Source organism: Geobacillus zalihae, assembly GCF_030414215.1.
Lineage (GTDB): Bacteria > Bacillota > Bacilli > Bacillales > Anoxybacillaceae > Geobacillus > Geobacillus zalihae.
Genome location: NZ_CP129217.1, coordinates 2,165,929 through 2,183,027 on the forward strand (window position 1 = coordinate 2,165,929; position 17,099 = coordinate 2,183,027).

Genomic DNA, 17,099 nt, shown 5'->3' on the forward strand with positions numbered 1-17,099 from the left:
TGTCTATACACATTCTTTGTAATCGATTACATACAAAACGATGAACACCCTCATGTCCGCTTTTTTCTTTCCTCTCGAAGCTGAATGCAGTGTTCCCATGCTTCCCTGTTCAACCAAAGCAACCTGTCTAGGCCGTCGGTCACCCTGCCCGCTTTGCCAGCTTCTTTTTGCACCTTGGTTATGTAATCGATTACAAAATCATCTTACATTGCCGAAAAATCGTTCGTCAAGTCCCTAAATGCTTTTTTTGCTTTATAAACAAAGAACCCCAAGCAAACTCGCTTGGGATGTTCCTTCACACCTCCACCGTCTTCCCTTCCTCGACGATATGATAAAGCAAATGCGCCAGGTGGTGGATCGGTCCGTATTCCTCTTCGCCGTCTTCCGTCATTTCTTCTTCGTCGGCGAATTCAAGGTCGTTCAAATACAGCGCCATAAATTCGTAAAAGTCTTTCAGCTCAAAGCTGTAGCACGCGCTCGGGTCTTCGTTGTCTTCTTCATATTGAAGCATTAAATACGATACGTTGCCTTCGTTGTCCTCAGCGTCGAAAAAGACGAAATAGCCGATATTGGTGTCAAGGTCAAACAAATGCCGCGTCCCGCCTTCGGTCGCCTTGTCAAAATCCTCTTGGCTCAACTTGCCGACGTTCATCGCTTCGACGTCGTCTTCGCGGTGAAACTGGACCGTAAATGTTTTCATCGTGATTTCCTCCTTAGAAAATGCTTAATGAATACGTTTTTGACAGCCGCTCGAGCAGTTTCACCCCGGTCACGCTGTTCCCTTTATCATCGAGAGCCGGGCCGAAAATACCGATGCCGCACCGGCCCGGGACGGCAGCGAGAATGCCGCCTGAAACGCCGCTTTTCGCCGGGATGCCGACTTTGATGGCAAATTCGCCGGATGCGTTGTACATGCCGCACGTGACCATAAATGTTTTGCAAATGCGGGCGACATCAAGCGGCATGATCGGCTCGCCCGAATGCGGGTCGCGCCCGTCAAGCGCGAACACCAAGCCGATGCGCGCCAGGTCGATGCACGTCATTTCAATGGCGCACTGCTTCGTGTACAAATCCATCAGCTCTTCGACATCTTCGTCAATGATACGATGCTGCTTGAGAAAATAGCAAAGCGAACGGTTCAAAAACGCGGTTTCAAATTCGGAGCGGGCCACTTCCTCCGAATACGCGATCTGTTCGTTGCCCGCCAATCGGCGAACAAACGCCAACAGCCGTTCCAGCCGTTCGGACACCGAGCCGCCTTGAATCATCGACGTGACGACAAGCGCGCCGGCATTAATCATCGGATTCAGCGGCTTGGCAGGCTTTTCCTCTAATTTGGCAATGGAATGAAACGGATAATCCGTCGGCTCCATGCCGACTTTATGGAACACTTCATCTTCTCCGTGATCCATCAACACAAGGGCCAGGGCAAGAATTTTGGAAATGCTTTGCAGCGTCACTTTCACCGTCACATCCCCGGCGCTTGCCACCTTGCCGTCCGGGGTGTAAACGGCAACTGACAGTTCATTTGGATCGGCCTTGCCCAAGGCGGGAATGTAATCGGCTACTTTTCCATAGCGGGCGTACTGTTTCGCTTCTTCGACAAAGCGGACCAATTGTTCTTGACTGTACACAGGCATCACCGATCGTTAGTATCGCCTGTTTTTTCCGTTTCTATGCCCAAACGATGCAAACAGCGGCGATTTCAGACAGGGGGGGCGCTTTGCCCTCGCCAAGCGGACCGCCGGCAAAAACCGCCCCGCTCTCCTCCAGTCGGCGGCCTGAACCTGCTGTTTGAACAGCAGCCGTTTTTCTTATTCTTCTTCGGCAAATACGTTTTTTAATTCGATCGCAAATCCGGGAAACAGACGGACAGGAATCGTATCATCGCGGACATACATCCCTTGATGGCGGAATCTTCCTTCTTCGAGCACATAGACATCAATCGTCTCATTCATCGGATCGGCAATCCAATATTCTTTCACCCCTGCCCGCTCATAACGGTGAAATTTGACAATTTTGTCCTTGCGCACCGTCGATTTTGAAATAATCTCCACAACGAGATCCGGCACGCCGACAATTCGTTTTTCGCGAATTTTGCTTTTGTCGCAGACAACGACAAGATCTGGCTCAACCCATTCGCGAATTTGTTCCGGATCATCCCGATCCGCCAAACAAACGTCGATCGGAGCACCAAATACGGTGCATGTTTTCCCCCGCAAATATGTCGCAAATTCCACCAACAATTCACGTTGCACGGCCTGATGTTTCGGCGTCGGAGCGCGGGACATGTTGAAGACTTGGCCGTCAATGACCTCATAGCGTACATCTTCGTCGAGCAACATATATTGCGCATAAGTGAACGGCTGCCCTTTTCCCGGCGCTCGCATGAAAACGGCCTCCTTTCCTCTTTTCTTTTTAGTATACTTGAATACCACCTGGCAACCTAGCGTTTTCTTTTTCTCCACAACCCGTTGCAGACAAAGGAGAACCGTTTCAAGTATAATGAAAAAGAGGTGAGGAGCGTGCAAGAAGCCATCAACATGTCCACATCCCCGTCATGGGAACATCAAATCGTTTGCGACAATCTTGTTTCCGTGATCAAAGGAAAAAGCCCATGTCAACCGATTTCCAACTTGTCCGTGAAACTCGAGAAGAACGGAAACGTGATGAACGAGTTTATCCAGCCGGATGTCGCTGTCTATTGCGAACGGCCGGAAAAAATCATCGGCGGCTATAAGGGGCGGCCGCTCATCGTCATCGAGGTGGTCAGCCCGTCAACCTACAAAATCGATGTGACACTGAAAAAAGATTTGTACTGCGCCTACGGAGTGGAAGAATACTGGATCGCCGACCCATACAACAAAACGATCCGTCAGTGCACACTCGAACATGATCGATACGCCGAGACGATCATCGCCTGCGGAGAAACGTTCGATTCTGTGATCGGAACGATGGACACTGCGCTCGTTTTCCAAGGCGTGTAGAAGACGGGGAAAACCATTCTTTTTGGCCTATCGGCGGTTTTTGTGGCGGAAGGCGAGTCGATTTTGCAAAGTTTCTCAACTTAAAAAGAGTCTCTGCTGAACAACTCGTTTCCCATCACGAGTTCTTTAGCGGGACATCTTGCATGCTTTGTCGTATAATCAATGGCGAATTCTCTGTCGCAAAAGCAGGGGCGGACAGACAGAGGAAGATACGTTCAAAGGAGCATGAAAACAGAAAAAAACAGACTTGTCAGCAACAAGGATGCCACTAGTCTTTCAACGGCATCCTTTTCCAACTCAACGCAAAATTCGCCATTGATTTTGTCCTGCTTTTCTTGTATAATTGAAGATGTCTCACCATCCATTTCGGGATGTAGCTCAGCTTGGTAGAGCACACGCATGGGGTGCGTGGGGTCGCAGGTTCAAATCCTGTCATCCCGATCGAAGGAAACCAGCCGAAAAAACGTCCGGCTGGTTTTTTTGTTCTCTCACGCGTTTCCTCCTCGTGACGCCGTTTTTCCCTATGAAATCAATCCAATCTGCCTTCCTGCCCAAGCGATACGGTCAACCGCCATATCAATGTCTTCTTCCGTCATCGCGGCGGTGATGGAAAAGCGAATGCGCGCCGTTCCCTCAGGGACGGTCGGCGGCCGGATGGCGACGGCCGCGATGCCAGCTTCTTGCAGCTGCTCGCTCATGGCCACGGCCCGGTCGTTCGGACCGACGATCACCGGAACGATCGGCGTCTCGCTGCTGCCTATGGCAAACCCAAGCCGCTTCAGCTTGGTGCGGAATCTTTCGCTTAGGGCGTGCAGCCGCTCGCGCCGCTTTGGCTCGGATTGAACGATATGAATAGCCGCTTCATTGGCGGCGAGAACCGCCGGCGGCAAGGCGGTCGTAAAAATGAAGCTGCGGGCGCTGTTGATCAAATAGTCGACCAGCCACGGCTCTCCTGTTACATACGCGCCAAAGCTGCCAAGCGCTTTGCTGAAGGTGCCGATGGCGATCACATCCTCTTCCTTCTCAAGCCCGAAATGGTGAAGCAGCCCTTCACCGTTCGGTCCGAACACGCCGCCGCTGTGCGCTTCGTCAACGAGCAAAACGGCACGGTAACGCCGCTTCAACTCAACCAGCTCCTCGAGTGGCGCCATATCGCCGTCCATGCTGAAGACGGCATCGGTGACGATCCATTTCCGCTTCGCGGGCGGAGATTGCTTCAACAATGATTCCAGCTGATCGATGTCATTATGTCGATAGCGGAAACAGGCGGCTTTGCTCAAGCGGATGCCATCAATTAAACTCGCATGGTTCAACTTATCGCTAAAGACAAGATCATCTCGGCCAATTAAAGCTGTCAACACGCCGATGTTGGCCGTGTAGCCGCTGTTGAAAATAAGAGCCGCCTCTGCTTTTTTCCACTGTTTCAACGCGGCTTCCGCCCGCTCATAGAGCGGATGATTGCCGACGACGAGCCGCGACGCGCCCGCTCCGGCTCCGTAGGCCCGCATCGCTTCGCAGCCCGCTTCGATGAGCCGCCTATCATCCGCCAACCCTAAATAATTATTGGACGCTAAATTCAACATCGGCTTTCCGTTCAGGATGACCGTAGCGCCTGAAGCCTCTGCCCGGCGCAGCTGGCGTTTTTGCGCTTTTTGTTCCCATTCGTGCAGTTTGACGGTCAGTTCGGTTTTCATCCCTATCCCTCCTTATATGTAAACTGTTTATAAAAAATAGTTTACATTAAAACCCGCAACTCGGCTAGGAAAAGATGATCGGTTTTGTTAATTGATTATTTAGCACATTGTTTTGGAAATTATTCTTTTCCACCCTCGACCGCATGCATAGTTCAATCGCAGACATGTCATACTATGCGTGTTATCGGCAAAAAGGAGGTGGTGGAAATGGACGTCCGTCGGGCGCAAGAAATCGCGTCGTCGCCGGTGATGGCAAACGTCACGTACAACGGCCAGCGCATTTACATTGAGCATGTTGACCAACAAAAAGGCGTAGCAACGATCCACCCGCTTGACAACCCAAATCAAAAGCAAAGCGTGCCGGTCGCAAGCTTAGAGGAGCATTCGTAACGAAAAAAGCGAGAGAAAGGACGCGTCCTTTCTCCCGCTTTTTGATTTAATCGGCCGTCAGCTCTTCCCGCTCTTTGTAGGCCTCTTGCACCGTTTGTTCCTTCATCGCTGTCCGGCCTGCCGTCCGTGTGTCGGCGGCGCGGGCCGGATGCCCGGCGCGTTGGTTGTCCGGTTTCCGTTTCATCGCCCTCCCCTCCTTCATCCCTAGCATGCCCCAAATGAGACGGGTTTACGATAGCGAAGGGGAAAGCGGCCCTTCTCGCCTCAAGCACGGTTTCACCTGATTTTTTCCAACAGCTCGATCCGATTGCGGAACGGATCGCGAAATGAAAAGCGCTTCACTCCTGGGATCGGTTTTTCGTCTTGCGTCGCGACGCCGTGCTCTTCCAAATAACGGCGCGCCGCTTCCACATCTTCCACTTCGAAAGCGGGGTGGCTTTTGCTGTTGTAGCCGTCGCGTTGTTCCGCCCCGATATGGAGCTCGATATCGCCGACTTTGTACCAAAGCCCACCGTTTCCTTTCAGCGATGCCGGCTTTTCGATTTCTTGAAAACCAAGCACACCGGTGTAAAAGGCGCGCGCTTCGTCTTCGGCGCCAAACGGAATGCAAATTTGCACATGGTCAAGCCGTTTGACACGAATCATCGGTTTTCCCCTCCCTGTTCGAATGCCGGTTGTATGCGGCGGATGAACGAAACAGCGGCGAGCACCCAAACAAGCAGCACCGCTTCGACCGCCCAAACGTTCGTGACCACTTTCGCTTGGTAAAGCGCCGGCATCACGTCCATCGCCGCATGGATCAAAATGGCGTACAGGACATAGCGGAATTGCTTCTCCCGCACCCCAAACAAAACGAGGAGCGACAGCGCCACGTGCACTGTAAGCGCAAACAGCCGTTCCAAGCCGCCTAACACGTACATCGCAAACGGCGTGTGCAACACTTGCTCCTTGATCAGCTCCGCCTGTCCTGCCGGAAGCGATGGGGCGATCGTTTTGTCGAATGATCCGGATTGAATCAAGCTCGCAAGCACGATGACATTGACCGCGCCAACCGCCCCGAGCAATACCGCTTCCGTCCCGCCGTGCCCAAGCCCGAATGATAAACCATCGCCATATCCGCGATGTTGCTTTAGCAGCCAACGGAACCCGACATAGCGGCCAAGTTCTTCAAACACGCCAGCGGCGAGCGCGGCGTACAGGACAAAGAGCCAAACGCTGTCTGTTCCTTTTAACGCTGGCCGGCCCGGTTCGAGCACAGCGATGTGCAGCGCTTTTTCCAATACTTGTGAGAAAACGAGAAACACAACAGCCCCGACGCCGAGCGCTTTCCATGAAAGCCATCCTTTTTTTCTCCCGTACCATGCGAGACCAACAGGAACAAGCAGTGAAATGGCAAGCTGCACCGCCGCACCGATCATTCCCACGTCCCTCTCCCCCCTGCCGCTTATTTATGAACGGTTGCGCTGTTCTTGCTGCTCATAAAGAAACGATTGAACGATGAGATACAAATTGCCGACAACGATGATGACGAGAAACAAAACAGCCCTCATCTCTCCGCGCCAAAACGCGGTGAGCATCGACAAAATCCCCATCGCGATAAACACCTTGCCGCCAAGGCGGTGCGTTTTGTTCCAAACGGCCTCGCTTTCCAACGTCCACGGCGTGCGGATGCCGATAAAATAATTCGGTTTGATTTTCGGCATGTAGTTTCCCAACACGATGAACAGCACTCCGACACCAATCGGCACAAGCCGTCCAACATCGACCGGAACTCCGAGATTGTACGCCAATGTTGCGATATGCAGGAGCAAGAAAAAGAAGGCGAGCGCCGCGTTGACAATGCGATAGCTTTTTTGAAAACGGCCGTAACTTTCTTTTTTCGGGTCAAACTTCGGCAACACTCCCATCAACATGATGAGAAGTGTCATCAATAAGGGGGGAAGGAAGGCACCCAACCATTTGTTGCTGAAGCCGTCGGCTTCACCCGCTGCGTTCCAGTGAATGGCCACTTGATCCGGCAAATAAGGAATGGCAGCCAGACTGATGACATAGGCGAAAACTGTAAGCATGATCGCAAGCCGATTACTCTTCCACATGTTTCTCTCCCCTTTCGACAAAATCGTAAAACCAGCGCAGCAAATCTTGAAACACCGTCGTGTTCAGAGAGTAGTAGATATGCTGTCCCTCACGCCGGTCTTGCACCAAATCAGCCTGTTTGAGAATTTTCAAGTGATGCGAGACGCTCGGTTTTTGCATATCAAAATGCGAAGCGATCTCCCCTGCTGTCAACTCCCCGTTCCGCAACAAGGATAAAATTTTCCGGCGCGTCGGGTCGGCGATCGCTTTAAACGCTTCGTTGAATGACAATGGCGATCCCACCCTGCAAACGAGTTTTCGTTGGATGAACCGCTGAGGGGCATCTTTCGTTTATCACAGCTTCGTACGCGGCACATGCAAACGATTTTTCATGCCGGTCTATAGTTAGACATTTAGGAAATTATCTAAATACGGACAAAAACATTCGATATTTAGACATCTTTCTAATTAAAGAATATTCCATTTCCATTGGATTGTCAATGTATTTTTCGACTTTTCACCTCTCACATGCGGCATCCGACCGCTGCCCCTCGATGAAAGAGAAACAGCCCAGCGCCACCCCCTCCGCCACTGGCGGAGGGGGATTCCCCATTAACTTCCATTAAACCCCCGTCGGCCAAGCGGCGAGCAGCCGCTCGCTTTTTTCGCGCTTCGATGTCAGCAAATATTCAAGTGTCTGGCAAAGGAATTTCCGCGTCTTTGCTGGATGGATGACGTCATCGATCAAATGTTTGCGCGCCGCTCCATACGGCGAGCTGTCAAACGACCACTGCTTGAGCAGCTCCTGACGCCGCTCGTGCGGGTGGTCGGCGCGTTCAAGTTCGCGGCCGTATACGACGTTGACGCCGACTTCCGGACCGGTGAAATTGATTTCCGCGCTCGGCCAAGCGACAACAACATCCGCTCCCATCCCCGGCCCGCACATATTGCCGTACGCCGCGCCGATGCTTTTGCGGATGACAACGGAGATTTTCGGGACAGTGGATAGCGCCAGCGCCTGATTCCACACCATGATTTTCGTCGCCATTTTCGCTTTTTCCGCCTCGACACTGATGCGAAACCCCGGTGTGTCATGCAAAAAGATGAGCGGAATATGGTATGAGTCGCACAAGCAAATGAATTCCGTCGCCTTTTGACATTCCTGCGGCCCGGGCGCCCCCGCATATTGGCTCGGCTGATTGGCGATGATGCCGACGACATGGCCGTTTAGATGCGCCAAAGCGGCGATCAGCGCTTTGCCGAATGATTTCTGATACTCAAAATAATCGCCGTCATCGACAAGACAGGCGATGATTCGCCGCATATCATAGACGCGGCTTCGTCTGTCCGGCAAAATCGAAAACACTTCCTCCACCATCCGGTATGGATCATCGTCCGTCTTCCGCAGCGGCGGCCGCTCGTTCGCGTTTTGCGGCATGTACGAAAAAAACCTTTTTAGTTGCCCAATGCATTCTGCCTCTGTCTTGCCATCGGCGTCAATCTGTCCGGTGTATTGATGGTGGATGTCGACGCCGCCGAGCTCTTCCGGCGCGACGCGCTGCCCGTTGGCCAACTCAAGCATGCGCGGTCCAGCGATCGCCATGCACGTCCCCTTCAGCTGCGTGACAAAGTCGCAGCTGACCGCCGTCCATGTCGGCCCGCCGTAGCTGTCCCCCAAAATTGCCGCCATCGTCGGCACTTGCCGGTGGTGGGTGAGCAGCTCGCGAGGAAACAATTTGTCGCTGATCCCGTCCGAGCCCATCCCATCCGGCATGCGCAACCCGCCGCCTTCATGGAGAAAAAACATCGGCAAGCCGTTTCTTACGGCCAGCGCATGCATTTGCCGCGACTTGCGCAAATGAACGCTCCCCTCCGTTCCCGCGAGCACCGTCTTATCCCCGGCGATGATGACCGCCGGGCGGCCGTCCACTTTGCCGATGCCGGCGACAAGTCCATCCCCGTACGTCGTTTCTTCCAAGCCGGGCTGATCGGATGTGTTCAGCTGTCCGAACTCGATAAAAGTTCCTGCATCCACAAGCAAGCTGATCCGCTCCCTGGCCGTCAGCAGCCCTTTTTCATGTTGCCTGGCGATTTTCTCTTCGCCGCCGCCCAACACGGCGCGCGCTTTTTTCGCCATCAGTTCGTCTGTTAATTGCCGCAAATTGTCCACCGTGATCCCCCCTTTTTTTCGGAAAAGGCGGGGCGGCCCGCGCCAAACTCCGCCGCTATATTTATTCTCTTGGAAGCAGCTTTCGCAATACTTTGCCTGACGGCGTCGCCGGCAATTCATCGATGAATTCGATATAACGCGGATACTTGAACGCCGCCATATGCGCTTTCGCCCATTCGATCAACTCAGACGGCGCCACCTTTCCTTTGCGCGAATCATGAAGCACGACAAACGCTTTCGGCACTTCCCCTTTCATCGGGTCAGGCACGCCGATGACCGCACATTGCTTGACGGCCGGATGTTCGTTCAACAGCGCCTCGACGTCTTCCGGAAAGACGCTGTAGCCGGACACTTTGATCATTTCTTTCAACCGCCCTTGGAAATACAAATAGCCGTCTTCATCAACATACCCGATATCGCCCGTGTACACCCACCCGTCTTTCAGCGTCTCGTTCGTCGCGTCATCGCGCCGGAAGTAGCCTTTAAAGACACCTGGATTTTTGACGACAATTTCCCCCGACTGCCCAGGCCCAAGCTCCCGTTTCGTTTCCGGGTCGATGATGCGAATGTCCGTCTCATATGTCGGGATGCCGCACGATCCAAATTTCACACGGTCATCCGGCATAAACGTGTCGCACGTATGCGTCTCGCTCAACCCGTAGGCGGCTTCGTACAACAGGCAGCCGCCGGTCGCTTCCGCCCACCGCTCGGCAAGGTCTTTCGTCACCGGCAGACCGAAGCTGGTGGCCAAATTGCGCTTTAAACTTGACACATCAGCCGAAGTCGTAGGCAGCACTTGCAATATAGCAGCGTTCATCGGCGCGATGCTGTACCAGGCGGTCACCTTGTACGTTTCGATGGCCTTGATCGTCGCCAACGGGTCAAAGCGGGTGAACAGCACGCACGGGTGGCCGGTATACACCGGGGTATTCAACCCCATCACCATCCCGGCAATATGGCAAAGCGGCGAATGGGCCATCAGCACTTCCGCTTTTTCCGTCAGCCGGTTCGCCTGCGCGGATGTAGCCGTCTTAAACAGCGCGTTGCCGTATGTCAGCATCGCTCCTTTCGGCCGTCCGGTCGTCCCTGAGGTAAAAATGATCAGCCCGACATCGTTCCATAAGTCAATAGGGGCGGCTTCATCAAACGGCAAATAAGCGGCGATGATGGCGGCGAACTCATCCACGCCTTCACACGCCTGCTTCGGTTGCAGCACCTCCTCGCAAAGTGGGATCTCTCCAGATGGATCAGGGTACTCGCCGTAATGGCACGATACGGTAAACGACAACGGCGCTGTTTGTTGTTCCGCTTGTCGAACGCGCGGCACTCCTTCCTCTCCGGCGATGATGCCGGCAAGCGGCACTTCAGCGAAAAAATAGGCGAGCTCGGATTCGCGGTACATCGGGTTGAGCGGGACGACAATGCCGCCGAGCTGCTGAACGGCAAAGTGAGCGATGATGTATTGCGGGCAGTTTTGCATGTACAAAGCGACATAGCTTCCTTTCCCCACCCCTTTTTCCCGCAAATAGCGGGCAAAACGGTGAACGTGATCGAGCAAGGTTCCCCACGTGATCACCTTGTTATAGAAAATGTACGCCGGCTCGTTTTCCTCGCGTTCGCCGCGATGGCGCAAATAGCCATAGAGCGGCTGTTCGCCGAGCTCATAGCGGAGTTCCTTCGGCAGCCCGCTCGGCCAGTATGGGCGTGTTTCATTCATTCGTTTCACCATCCCTTATAAAAAATACTGAACGGTTAGTATGTTACCTTGCAGAAAACGCTTTCAAATACTTGTTCATGTCTCCTGCTTCATCCATATGCATATCATTTCGCCGTCATTCGCCAAATTCCTTTCTCGAACAGCCAATCATTTTATCCGACGCGGCAAACGACCACCCCCTTCCACGTTGGAGAAGGAGCGGCCGTTCGGAAAAGGAGGAAAGCCCGGCGCAGCTTACGCGGCTTGATGGCGGTCATTGATGCGCCGTAGCCGGACGGTGTGGACGATGCGTTTTATTTATCCACCAATGGCGGAGATATGGCAACACCCAACGGTCCAAACCGCAGCGTCCCGCATTGGCCCCGGCGACGAGGAGAAAGACGGTAAGAAGCACCATTTGCGGGTTCGTGCTCGTCGTGCCTGAGAACATGAAGGCGAAGTTCATCACAGCTCCCATGAGGGCGGCAAACGTCGTAAACAATCCGAGAATGAGCGCGATCCCGACGAGAAATTCACCCCATGGCACAAGAACGTTGAACAATCCGACATTCGGCAACGCCACGTGTTCGATAAACGCCGCCCACCAGCTTTGCACGGCCGGATGTTCCCCAGCGGCTTTCGCCAACGCTCCTTTTAAAAATCCGGTGGCGTCAAACCCTTGCGTGATTTTCCCCCATCCCGCCATTACCCACTCATACCCTAAATACAACCGGAACACCATCATCAACCACGACGCTGTGACGTGCTCGCGCAACCATTTGACAACCATCGTATTTCTCCCCTTTCGTTTTAGAAAATGTTCTTTACACTTTTATCTTAATCGTTTTTTTCGTCTGGCGGAGCATATTTGCTCACCATTTCACAATATATTCAAAAAGTTATGGTGGAATTATGACTACGAGATCCATTCACAATATTAAGCATTAGGTCTTTATCCATAGGAAAACGGATTGACCGGCATCGCCAACCGCCGTTCATTCGATGAGCGCCTCGCCAGCGAGTGGGAACGCACAAAGCGGCAGAAAGCGCCGTTTGCCGTCATGATGGTCGACATCGATGCGTTCAAACGGTTCAACGACACGTACGGCCATCAATGCGGGGACGACTGTTTGCGCAAAGTCGCCTTGTCGCTTGAACAAACAGCCAAGCAATACGGCGGGACGGCAGCGCGCTATGGGGGTGAGGAATTTGCCGTCATTTTGCCGCACACTTCGCCGTCCGAAGCAGCGGCTGCCGCTGAGGCGGTGCGGGCAAACGTCGAACGGCTCGCCATTCCGCACGATTCCTCCCCTGCTGCTTGTGTTGTTACGGTCAGCGTCGGAGCCGCCGTCGCCGTCCCACAGCCAAATGAAGGCGCGGAGTCCCTTCTTTCCCTTGCCGATCAGGCGCTTTATCGGGCCAAGCAAAACGGGCGCAACCGGACGGAAGTAGCCTGTTTCGTCCGTGAATGAATCCCTCCCCTTTTTCCTAGGCGCGCATACAATGGTCATAAACGGCTTTTACGGAAAAAGGGGATGGAAACTATGGCCATTATTAACGGAACCCAATATATCGAGCGCATTGACCATCTTCGGTCCAATGTATGGATCAACGGCGAGCGGGTCGTGGGAAAGTTGTCGGAGCACCCGGCCTTCGCCGGCGCGATCCGAAGCCAGGCGCGTCTATACGATGCCCAGCACGACCCAACGAAGCAGCCGGTGCTGACATTCCACACATCAACGGGGGAACTGGCCGGCGCATCGTTTTTGCGGCCGATGACAAAAGAAGATCTCGAACACCGGCGCTTGGCGTTTCAGGAATGGGCACGCCTGACCGCCGGGATGATGGGGCGCTCTCCTGATTACATGAATACCGCGGTGATGGCACTTGCCTCTGCGGCTGACTTTTTTGGACAGCAGCACCCGTCCTATGCCGAGCATATCGAGCGTCTATATGAGCGGGCGGTCGCCAATGACTTGTCCTTTACCCATACGTTCGTCAATCCGCAAGTGAACCGCTCCCTCGGCTATATGGAAGAAGACGGCGGGCCGATCGCCGCCAAAGTCGTCCGTGAAACAGCGGACGGACTCCTCATCAAAGGCGCCCGCCTGCTCGCCACCCAAGGCGGCATGACCGATGAACTGCTCGTTTTGCCGGCCGGCGGGACGCTTCTTGGCGATGAATACATGTACGCCTTTTCCATCCCGAGCAATACGCCGGGGCTGAAGTTCGTTTGCCGGCCGCCGTTGGCTGCAGGAACTTCGTCGTTTGACGCCCCTCTTGGCTCGCGCTTTGATGAAATCGATGCCATGGTCGTATTCGATGAAGTGCTTGTGCCCTGGGACCGGGTATTTTTCTACAAAAACGCCTGGCTTGCCAAAGAACTGGATGAGGAAACCCACCTGTCCATTATGCTGCTGCATCAAGTGTTGGCGCGGCGCATTGTCAAAACCGAGTTTTTCCTTGGGGCGGTGGAACTGCTTAGCGAGGCGATCCAAATCGGCGGGTACCAGCATGTGCAGGAAAAAATCGGAGAAATCGCCGCTGCTTTGGAGGCGCTCAGGGGAATGCTCCTTGCCTCGGAACTCCATGCCAAACCAGACCGGCGCGGCACAATGGTGCCGGACGCCGCCCCGCTTTACGCTGCTGCCTTTTTATACCAGCGCCTGTATCCACGCTTTGCCGACATCATTCAGCTGCTTGGCGCCAGCGGGCTTGTCTGCCTGCCGACGGAAGCGGACTTTTCTTCCCCGCTCCGTCCAGATTTGGATCGGTACTTGCAAGCGGCGACGCTTCCCGCCGAACAACGGGTGCGGCTGTTCCGCTTCGCCTGGGATATGGCGATGAGCGCCTTCGGGACGCGGCAAACGCTGTATGAGCGGTTTTTCTTCGGCGATCCGGCTCGGTTTGCAACGACGTTCTACCACCGGTACGACCGAGAGGCATGCGCCGAGATCGTGCGTCAGTTTTTGGACAGCGAACAGCCATGACGGCGATGCCTCCCCCTGACGCGCGGGGGAGGCATCCGTATCAGCCGCGTGGCAGGCTACTTCGTCCGTTGCCGGTCAGGGAACAACAGGCTAAACAGCACCCCGGCCGCCAGCGCAATGGCAAATGTCGTAAACCGCGAGCTAACGATGGCCTCAAGCGGAGAAGAAATCCAAATGACCGTGCTGACAAAACCGGCCACAATCGTTGCGATGACGCCGACGCCGGAATACCGCTTCCAGAAGAAAGAGAGCAAAATCGCCGGCGACAACGTGCAGCCGATCCCTGCCCATGCCCAACTGACAATGAAATACACAAGCGACTCAGATGTCATCGCCAGCACCAAGCCAAGCAGCCCGGCGATGACCACCACCGCGCGGGAAAGCGCGACAAGCTGCCTTTCCGACAGGCGGAGGCGCAGCGAGCGGCGGACAATATCTTCGCTGATGGAGCTCGTGATCACCAGCAGCTGCGAATCGGCCGTTGTCACGATGGCGGCCAAAATACCCGACAAAAGCACTCCCGCGAGCCACGGCGGCAATAAATCGAGCGCCATGTGCGGCAACACCGTTTCAACATCGGCGAAAGATTGATTTTGATAAAGCGCGACCGCCGCCAGACCAATCAAAAAGGCGCCGCCATACGCCAACAGCGTCCAGATGATGGCGACCGTCTTCGCCGTTTTCGCTTCGCGGGCGTCTTTTAACGCCATGAAGCGGACGCTTAGTTGCGGCTGGCCGCCAAGGTAGCCGAAAAACCAGGCGAAATTGTTAAACAACAATAGCCCAAGCGCAACACCGGTCACTCCCCCCGTCCATGAGTCGAGGCCCGGTTTCGCGTGATGGAGCGCTTCACTGATCGACAACCCGCCGCTATAAATTTCCACGAGCGCCACAATGGGCAAAATGACGAGCGTGGCCAACATGAGCACACTTTGAATCATATCCGTCCAGACGACGCTGACAAATCCACCGGTGTACGACAAAATGATGACAATCGCCACACTGATGACCATCCCAAGCTTCGGGTCGATATGAAACACCGCAAACAGCGTCTTGCCCGCTCCCGCAATTTGCGCGCTGAAGTAAAACATCATAAAACTGAAAATAAGGACCGTCGAAAGCCACAAAATCGTCCGCCCGTGAGCGCCGAACCGCTTGGCCAAATAGCCCGGCAAGGTCAGCGCTCCGTACCGCTCCGCCTCTTGGCGGAAACGATCGGCTAAAAAGAGCCAGGCGCACACAATGCCGATGACAATACCGACAGCCACCCAAATGGCAGAAAGGCCGCTCGCAAACACGAATCCGGTGTAGCCAAGCAGCAGCCATGCCGATTCGCCTGTCGCCCGCTCGGAAAACGCGAGCGCCCAACCGGGAAGTTTTTTTCCACCAAGCAAAAAGTCGGAATGGCTCATCTCCTTTTTCCCATACCAATAGCCAAGCGCCGCCATCACAAGACAATACAGCACGAGTTCCGCCAAGATGATGCCATTCATCGCTGTTCCTCCCTGTTTGGTATGGTTTTGCACAGGCGCACACCTGATCTGTCAGTCCGTCCCTCTCTTTTTGCTCCGCCATCCCACCCCCTTTTCATAAAAATGGCACTATCATCAGGCTGCGACGATAGTGCCGGTGACAACGACAGTTGGTGGTCTTCACCATGGAACCTTCTTTACTCTTTACATATGTGTCAACCCATCCTATTATTCCAATATGAGGCGCGTCCTACATCGGAACGTTTCGCTCTCGTCCGGACAGCATCCACATGTAAAGCTCCCTAAGTTGCGAGGCGGTGGGAATTATAATAAAGTGGAGATGAGTCAGTCCAAAAAAGGAGTGAGGAAGATGAACCGTTGGGAGAAGGAATTGGACAAATACGCCGAACTGGCGGTGAAAGTCGGGGTGAACATTCAGCCCGGGCAGACGCTGTTCGTCAACGCCCCGCTCGAGGCGGCGCCGCTCGTCCGCAAAATCGCCAAAACGGCGTACGAAACCGGGGCAAAGCATGTGTATGTCGAGTGGAACGACGAGGCGCTTACATACATTAAATTTCACCACGCCCCAGAGGAAGCGTTTTCCGAATATCCGATGTGGCGGGCAAGAGCGATGGAAGAACTCGCCGAACAAGGCGCTGCCTTTTTATCCATTTACGCCCCGAATCCGGACTTGTTAAAAGACGTCGATCCAAAGCGGATCGCGACCGCCAATAAAACAGCGGCGCAAGCGCTCGCCAACTATCGGAGCGCCATTATGGCCGACCGGAACTGCTGGTCGCTCATTTCCGTCCCCACACCGGCGTGGGCGCAAAAAGTATTTGGCGATCTGCGCGATGAAGAAGCCATCGACAAATTATGGGAAGCGATTTTCCGCATCACCCGCATCGATCATGACGATCCGATCGCTGCCTGGCGCGAACATAACGACCGGCTCGCCCGCATCGTCGATTACTTAAACAACAAGCAATACAAACAACTCGTTTACGAAGCGCCCGGCACCAATCTCACAGTCGAGCTCGTCGACGGGCACGTCTGGCACGGCGGCGCGGCGACGAGTCAAAGCGGCGTGCGCTTCAATCCCAACATCCCGACCGAAGAAGTGTTTACCATGCCGCATAAAGACGGCGTCAACGGCACGGTGCGCAACACGAAGCCGCTCAATTACAACGGCAACGTGATCGATGGGTTTACGCTCACGTTCAAAGACGGTCAAGTCGTCGACTTCAGCGCCGAACAAGGATATGAGACGCTTAAGCACTTGCTTGACACCGATGACGGCGCGCGCCGCCTCGGGGAAGTCGCCCTCGTGCCGCACCAATCGCCGGTGTCGCTGTCCAATCTCATTTTTTACAACACGCTGTTTGATGAAAACGCCGCTTGCCATTTGGCGCTCGGCAAGGCGTATCCGACCAATATCAAGAGCGGCGCTTCATTGTCCAAAGACGAACTCGACCGCCGCGGCGTCAACGACAGCCTCGTCCACGTCGACTTTATGATCGGCTCAGCTGATCTGAACATTGACGGCGTGACGAAAGACGGGAAGCGCGAGCCGATTTTCCGCAGCGGCAACTGGGCATTCGAACTGGCGTAATCGGTTTCACCA

Annotated in this window: 18 protein-coding genes and 1 tRNA gene; 6 read left to right on the top strand and 13 right to left on the bottom strand. The window is 54.3% G+C overall.

Translation table 11 applies throughout. The features are described 5' to 3' along the window. Positions 1-295: 295 nt before the first annotated feature. The 3 genes from QWV57_RS10820 to QWV57_RS10830 form a co-directional block, all read right to left on the bottom strand. A complete protein-coding gene (locus QWV57_RS10820; RefSeq protein WP_015375219.1) occupies positions 296-700 on the bottom strand; it encodes a hypothetical protein in 405 nt (134 codons plus the stop codon). A 13-nt stretch (positions 701-713) separates the two neighbouring features. Next, positions 714-1,640 carry a glutaminase A gene (gene glsA, locus QWV57_RS10825; protein WP_041470525.1) on the bottom strand — a complete coding sequence of 309 codons (927 nt, stop codon included), beginning with the start codon at positions 1,638-1,640 and terminating at the stop codon, positions 714-716. 174 nt (positions 1,641-1,814) lie between these two features. After that, the gene (locus QWV57_RS10830) at positions 1,815-2,390 is read right to left on the bottom strand and encodes a Uma2 family endonuclease (protein ID WP_060788203.1); all 576 of its coding nucleotides are present in this window, start codon (positions 2,388-2,390) and stop codon (positions 1,815-1,817) included. Between the two features lie 135 nt (positions 2,391-2,525). On the opposite strand from QWV57_RS10830, the gene QWV57_RS10835 reads away from it, so the two are divergent. Both QWV57_RS10835 and QWV57_RS10840 read left to right on the top strand, forming a co-directional pair. After that, complete coding sequence (locus QWV57_RS10835; protein ID WP_301099904.1) at positions 2,526-2,987, top strand: Uma2 family endonuclease; 462 nt, start codon at positions 2,526-2,528, stop codon at positions 2,985-2,987. A gap of 367 nt (positions 2,988-3,354) precedes the next feature. Continuing rightward, positions 3,355-3,428, top strand: a tRNA-Pro gene (locus QWV57_RS10840). 80 nt (positions 3,429-3,508) lie between these two features. Here QWV57_RS10840 and bioF read toward each other — a convergent pair. After that, positions 3,509-4,681, bottom strand: coding sequence for an 8-amino-7-oxononanoate synthase (bioF, locus tag QWV57_RS10845; protein WP_301099905.1), 1,173 nt, complete (start codon positions 4,679-4,681; stop codon positions 3,509-3,511). Positions 4,682-4,888: 207 nt separating this feature from the next. Here bioF and QWV57_RS10850 point away from each other — a divergent pair, with 207 nt between their 5' ends. Further along, positions 4,889-5,071: a small acid-soluble spore protein H gene (locus QWV57_RS10850; protein ID WP_011231614.1), complete on the top strand. Its 183-nt coding sequence runs from the start codon at positions 4,889-4,891 to the stop codon at positions 5,069-5,071. A 46-nt stretch (positions 5,072-5,117) separates the two neighbouring features. Here the strand turns inward: QWV57_RS10850 and QWV57_RS10855 are convergent, their stop codons facing one another. The 8 genes from QWV57_RS10855 to QWV57_RS10890 form a co-directional block, all read right to left on the bottom strand. After that, the gene (locus QWV57_RS10855) at positions 5,118-5,255 is read right to left on the bottom strand and encodes a hypothetical protein (protein WP_015375224.1); all 138 of its coding nucleotides are present in this window, start codon (positions 5,253-5,255) and stop codon (positions 5,118-5,120) included. Between the two features lie 92 nt (positions 5,256-5,347). Continuing rightward, positions 5,348-5,716, bottom strand: a complete 369-nt coding sequence (locus tag QWV57_RS10860) for a VOC family protein (RefSeq protein ID WP_015375225.1) — start codon at positions 5,714-5,716, stop codon at positions 5,348-5,350. Continuing rightward, positions 5,713-6,495, bottom strand: coding sequence for a YhfC family intramembrane metalloprotease (locus QWV57_RS10865; protein ID WP_015375226.1), 783 nt, complete (start codon positions 6,493-6,495; stop codon positions 5,713-5,715). The genes QWV57_RS10860 and QWV57_RS10865 overlap by 4 nt, the downstream gene beginning before the upstream one ends. Before the next feature lie 24 nt (positions 6,496-6,519). Then, complete coding sequence (locus QWV57_RS10870; RefSeq protein WP_015375227.1) at positions 6,520-7,167, bottom strand: SdpI family protein; 648 nt, start codon at positions 7,165-7,167, stop codon at positions 6,520-6,522. Further along, positions 7,154-7,438, bottom strand: a complete 285-nt coding sequence (locus QWV57_RS10875) for an autorepressor SdpR family transcription factor (RefSeq protein ID WP_015375228.1) — start codon at positions 7,436-7,438, stop codon at positions 7,154-7,156. The genes QWV57_RS10870 and QWV57_RS10875 overlap by 14 nt, the downstream gene beginning before the upstream one ends. 331 nt (positions 7,439-7,769) lie before the next feature. Continuing rightward, a complete protein-coding gene (locus QWV57_RS10880; RefSeq protein ID WP_015375229.1) occupies positions 7,770-9,317 on the bottom strand; it encodes an acyl-CoA carboxylase subunit beta in 1,548 nt (515 codons plus the stop codon). Positions 9,318-9,378: 61 nt separating this feature from the next. Further along, positions 9,379-11,034, bottom strand: a complete 1,656-nt coding sequence (locus QWV57_RS10885) for a class I adenylate-forming enzyme family protein (RefSeq protein ID WP_129447208.1) — start codon at positions 11,032-11,034, stop codon at positions 9,379-9,381. Positions 11,035-11,287: 253 nt separating this feature from the next. Continuing rightward, positions 11,288-11,803, bottom strand: a complete 516-nt coding sequence (locus QWV57_RS10890; protein WP_015375231.1) for a DoxX family protein — start codon at positions 11,801-11,803, stop codon at positions 11,288-11,290. 181 nt (positions 11,804-11,984) lie between these two features. Here QWV57_RS10890 and QWV57_RS10895 point away from each other — a divergent pair, with 181 nt between their 5' ends. Both QWV57_RS10895 and hpaB read left to right on the top strand, forming a co-directional pair. After that, the gene (locus QWV57_RS10895; protein ID WP_015375232.1) at positions 11,985-12,485 is read left to right on the top strand and encodes a diguanylate cyclase; all 501 of its coding nucleotides are present in this window, start codon (positions 11,985-11,987) and stop codon (positions 12,483-12,485) included. Positions 12,486-12,557: 72 nt separating this feature from the next. Beyond that, positions 12,558-14,003 (top strand): 4-hydroxyphenylacetate 3-monooxygenase, oxygenase component, encoded by a 1,446-nt coding sequence (gene hpaB, locus QWV57_RS10900; protein WP_033005087.1) that lies wholly within the window; start codon positions 12,558-12,560, stop codon positions 14,001-14,003. A gap of 56 nt (positions 14,004-14,059) precedes the next feature. Here the strand turns inward: hpaB and QWV57_RS10905 are convergent, their stop codons facing one another. Then, positions 14,060-15,496: a sodium/proline symporter gene (locus QWV57_RS10905; RefSeq protein ID WP_129447207.1), complete on the bottom strand. Its 1,437-nt coding sequence runs from the start codon at positions 15,494-15,496 to the stop codon at positions 14,060-14,062. 349 nt (positions 15,497-15,845) lie between these two features. Between QWV57_RS10905 and QWV57_RS10910 the strand changes: the two genes are divergently transcribed. Then, positions 15,846-17,087 carry an aminopeptidase gene (locus QWV57_RS10910; RefSeq protein WP_013144957.1) on the top strand — a complete coding sequence of 414 codons (1,242 nt, stop codon included), beginning with the start codon at positions 15,846-15,848 and terminating at the stop codon, positions 17,085-17,087. Positions 17,088-17,099: the final 12 nt, after the last annotated feature.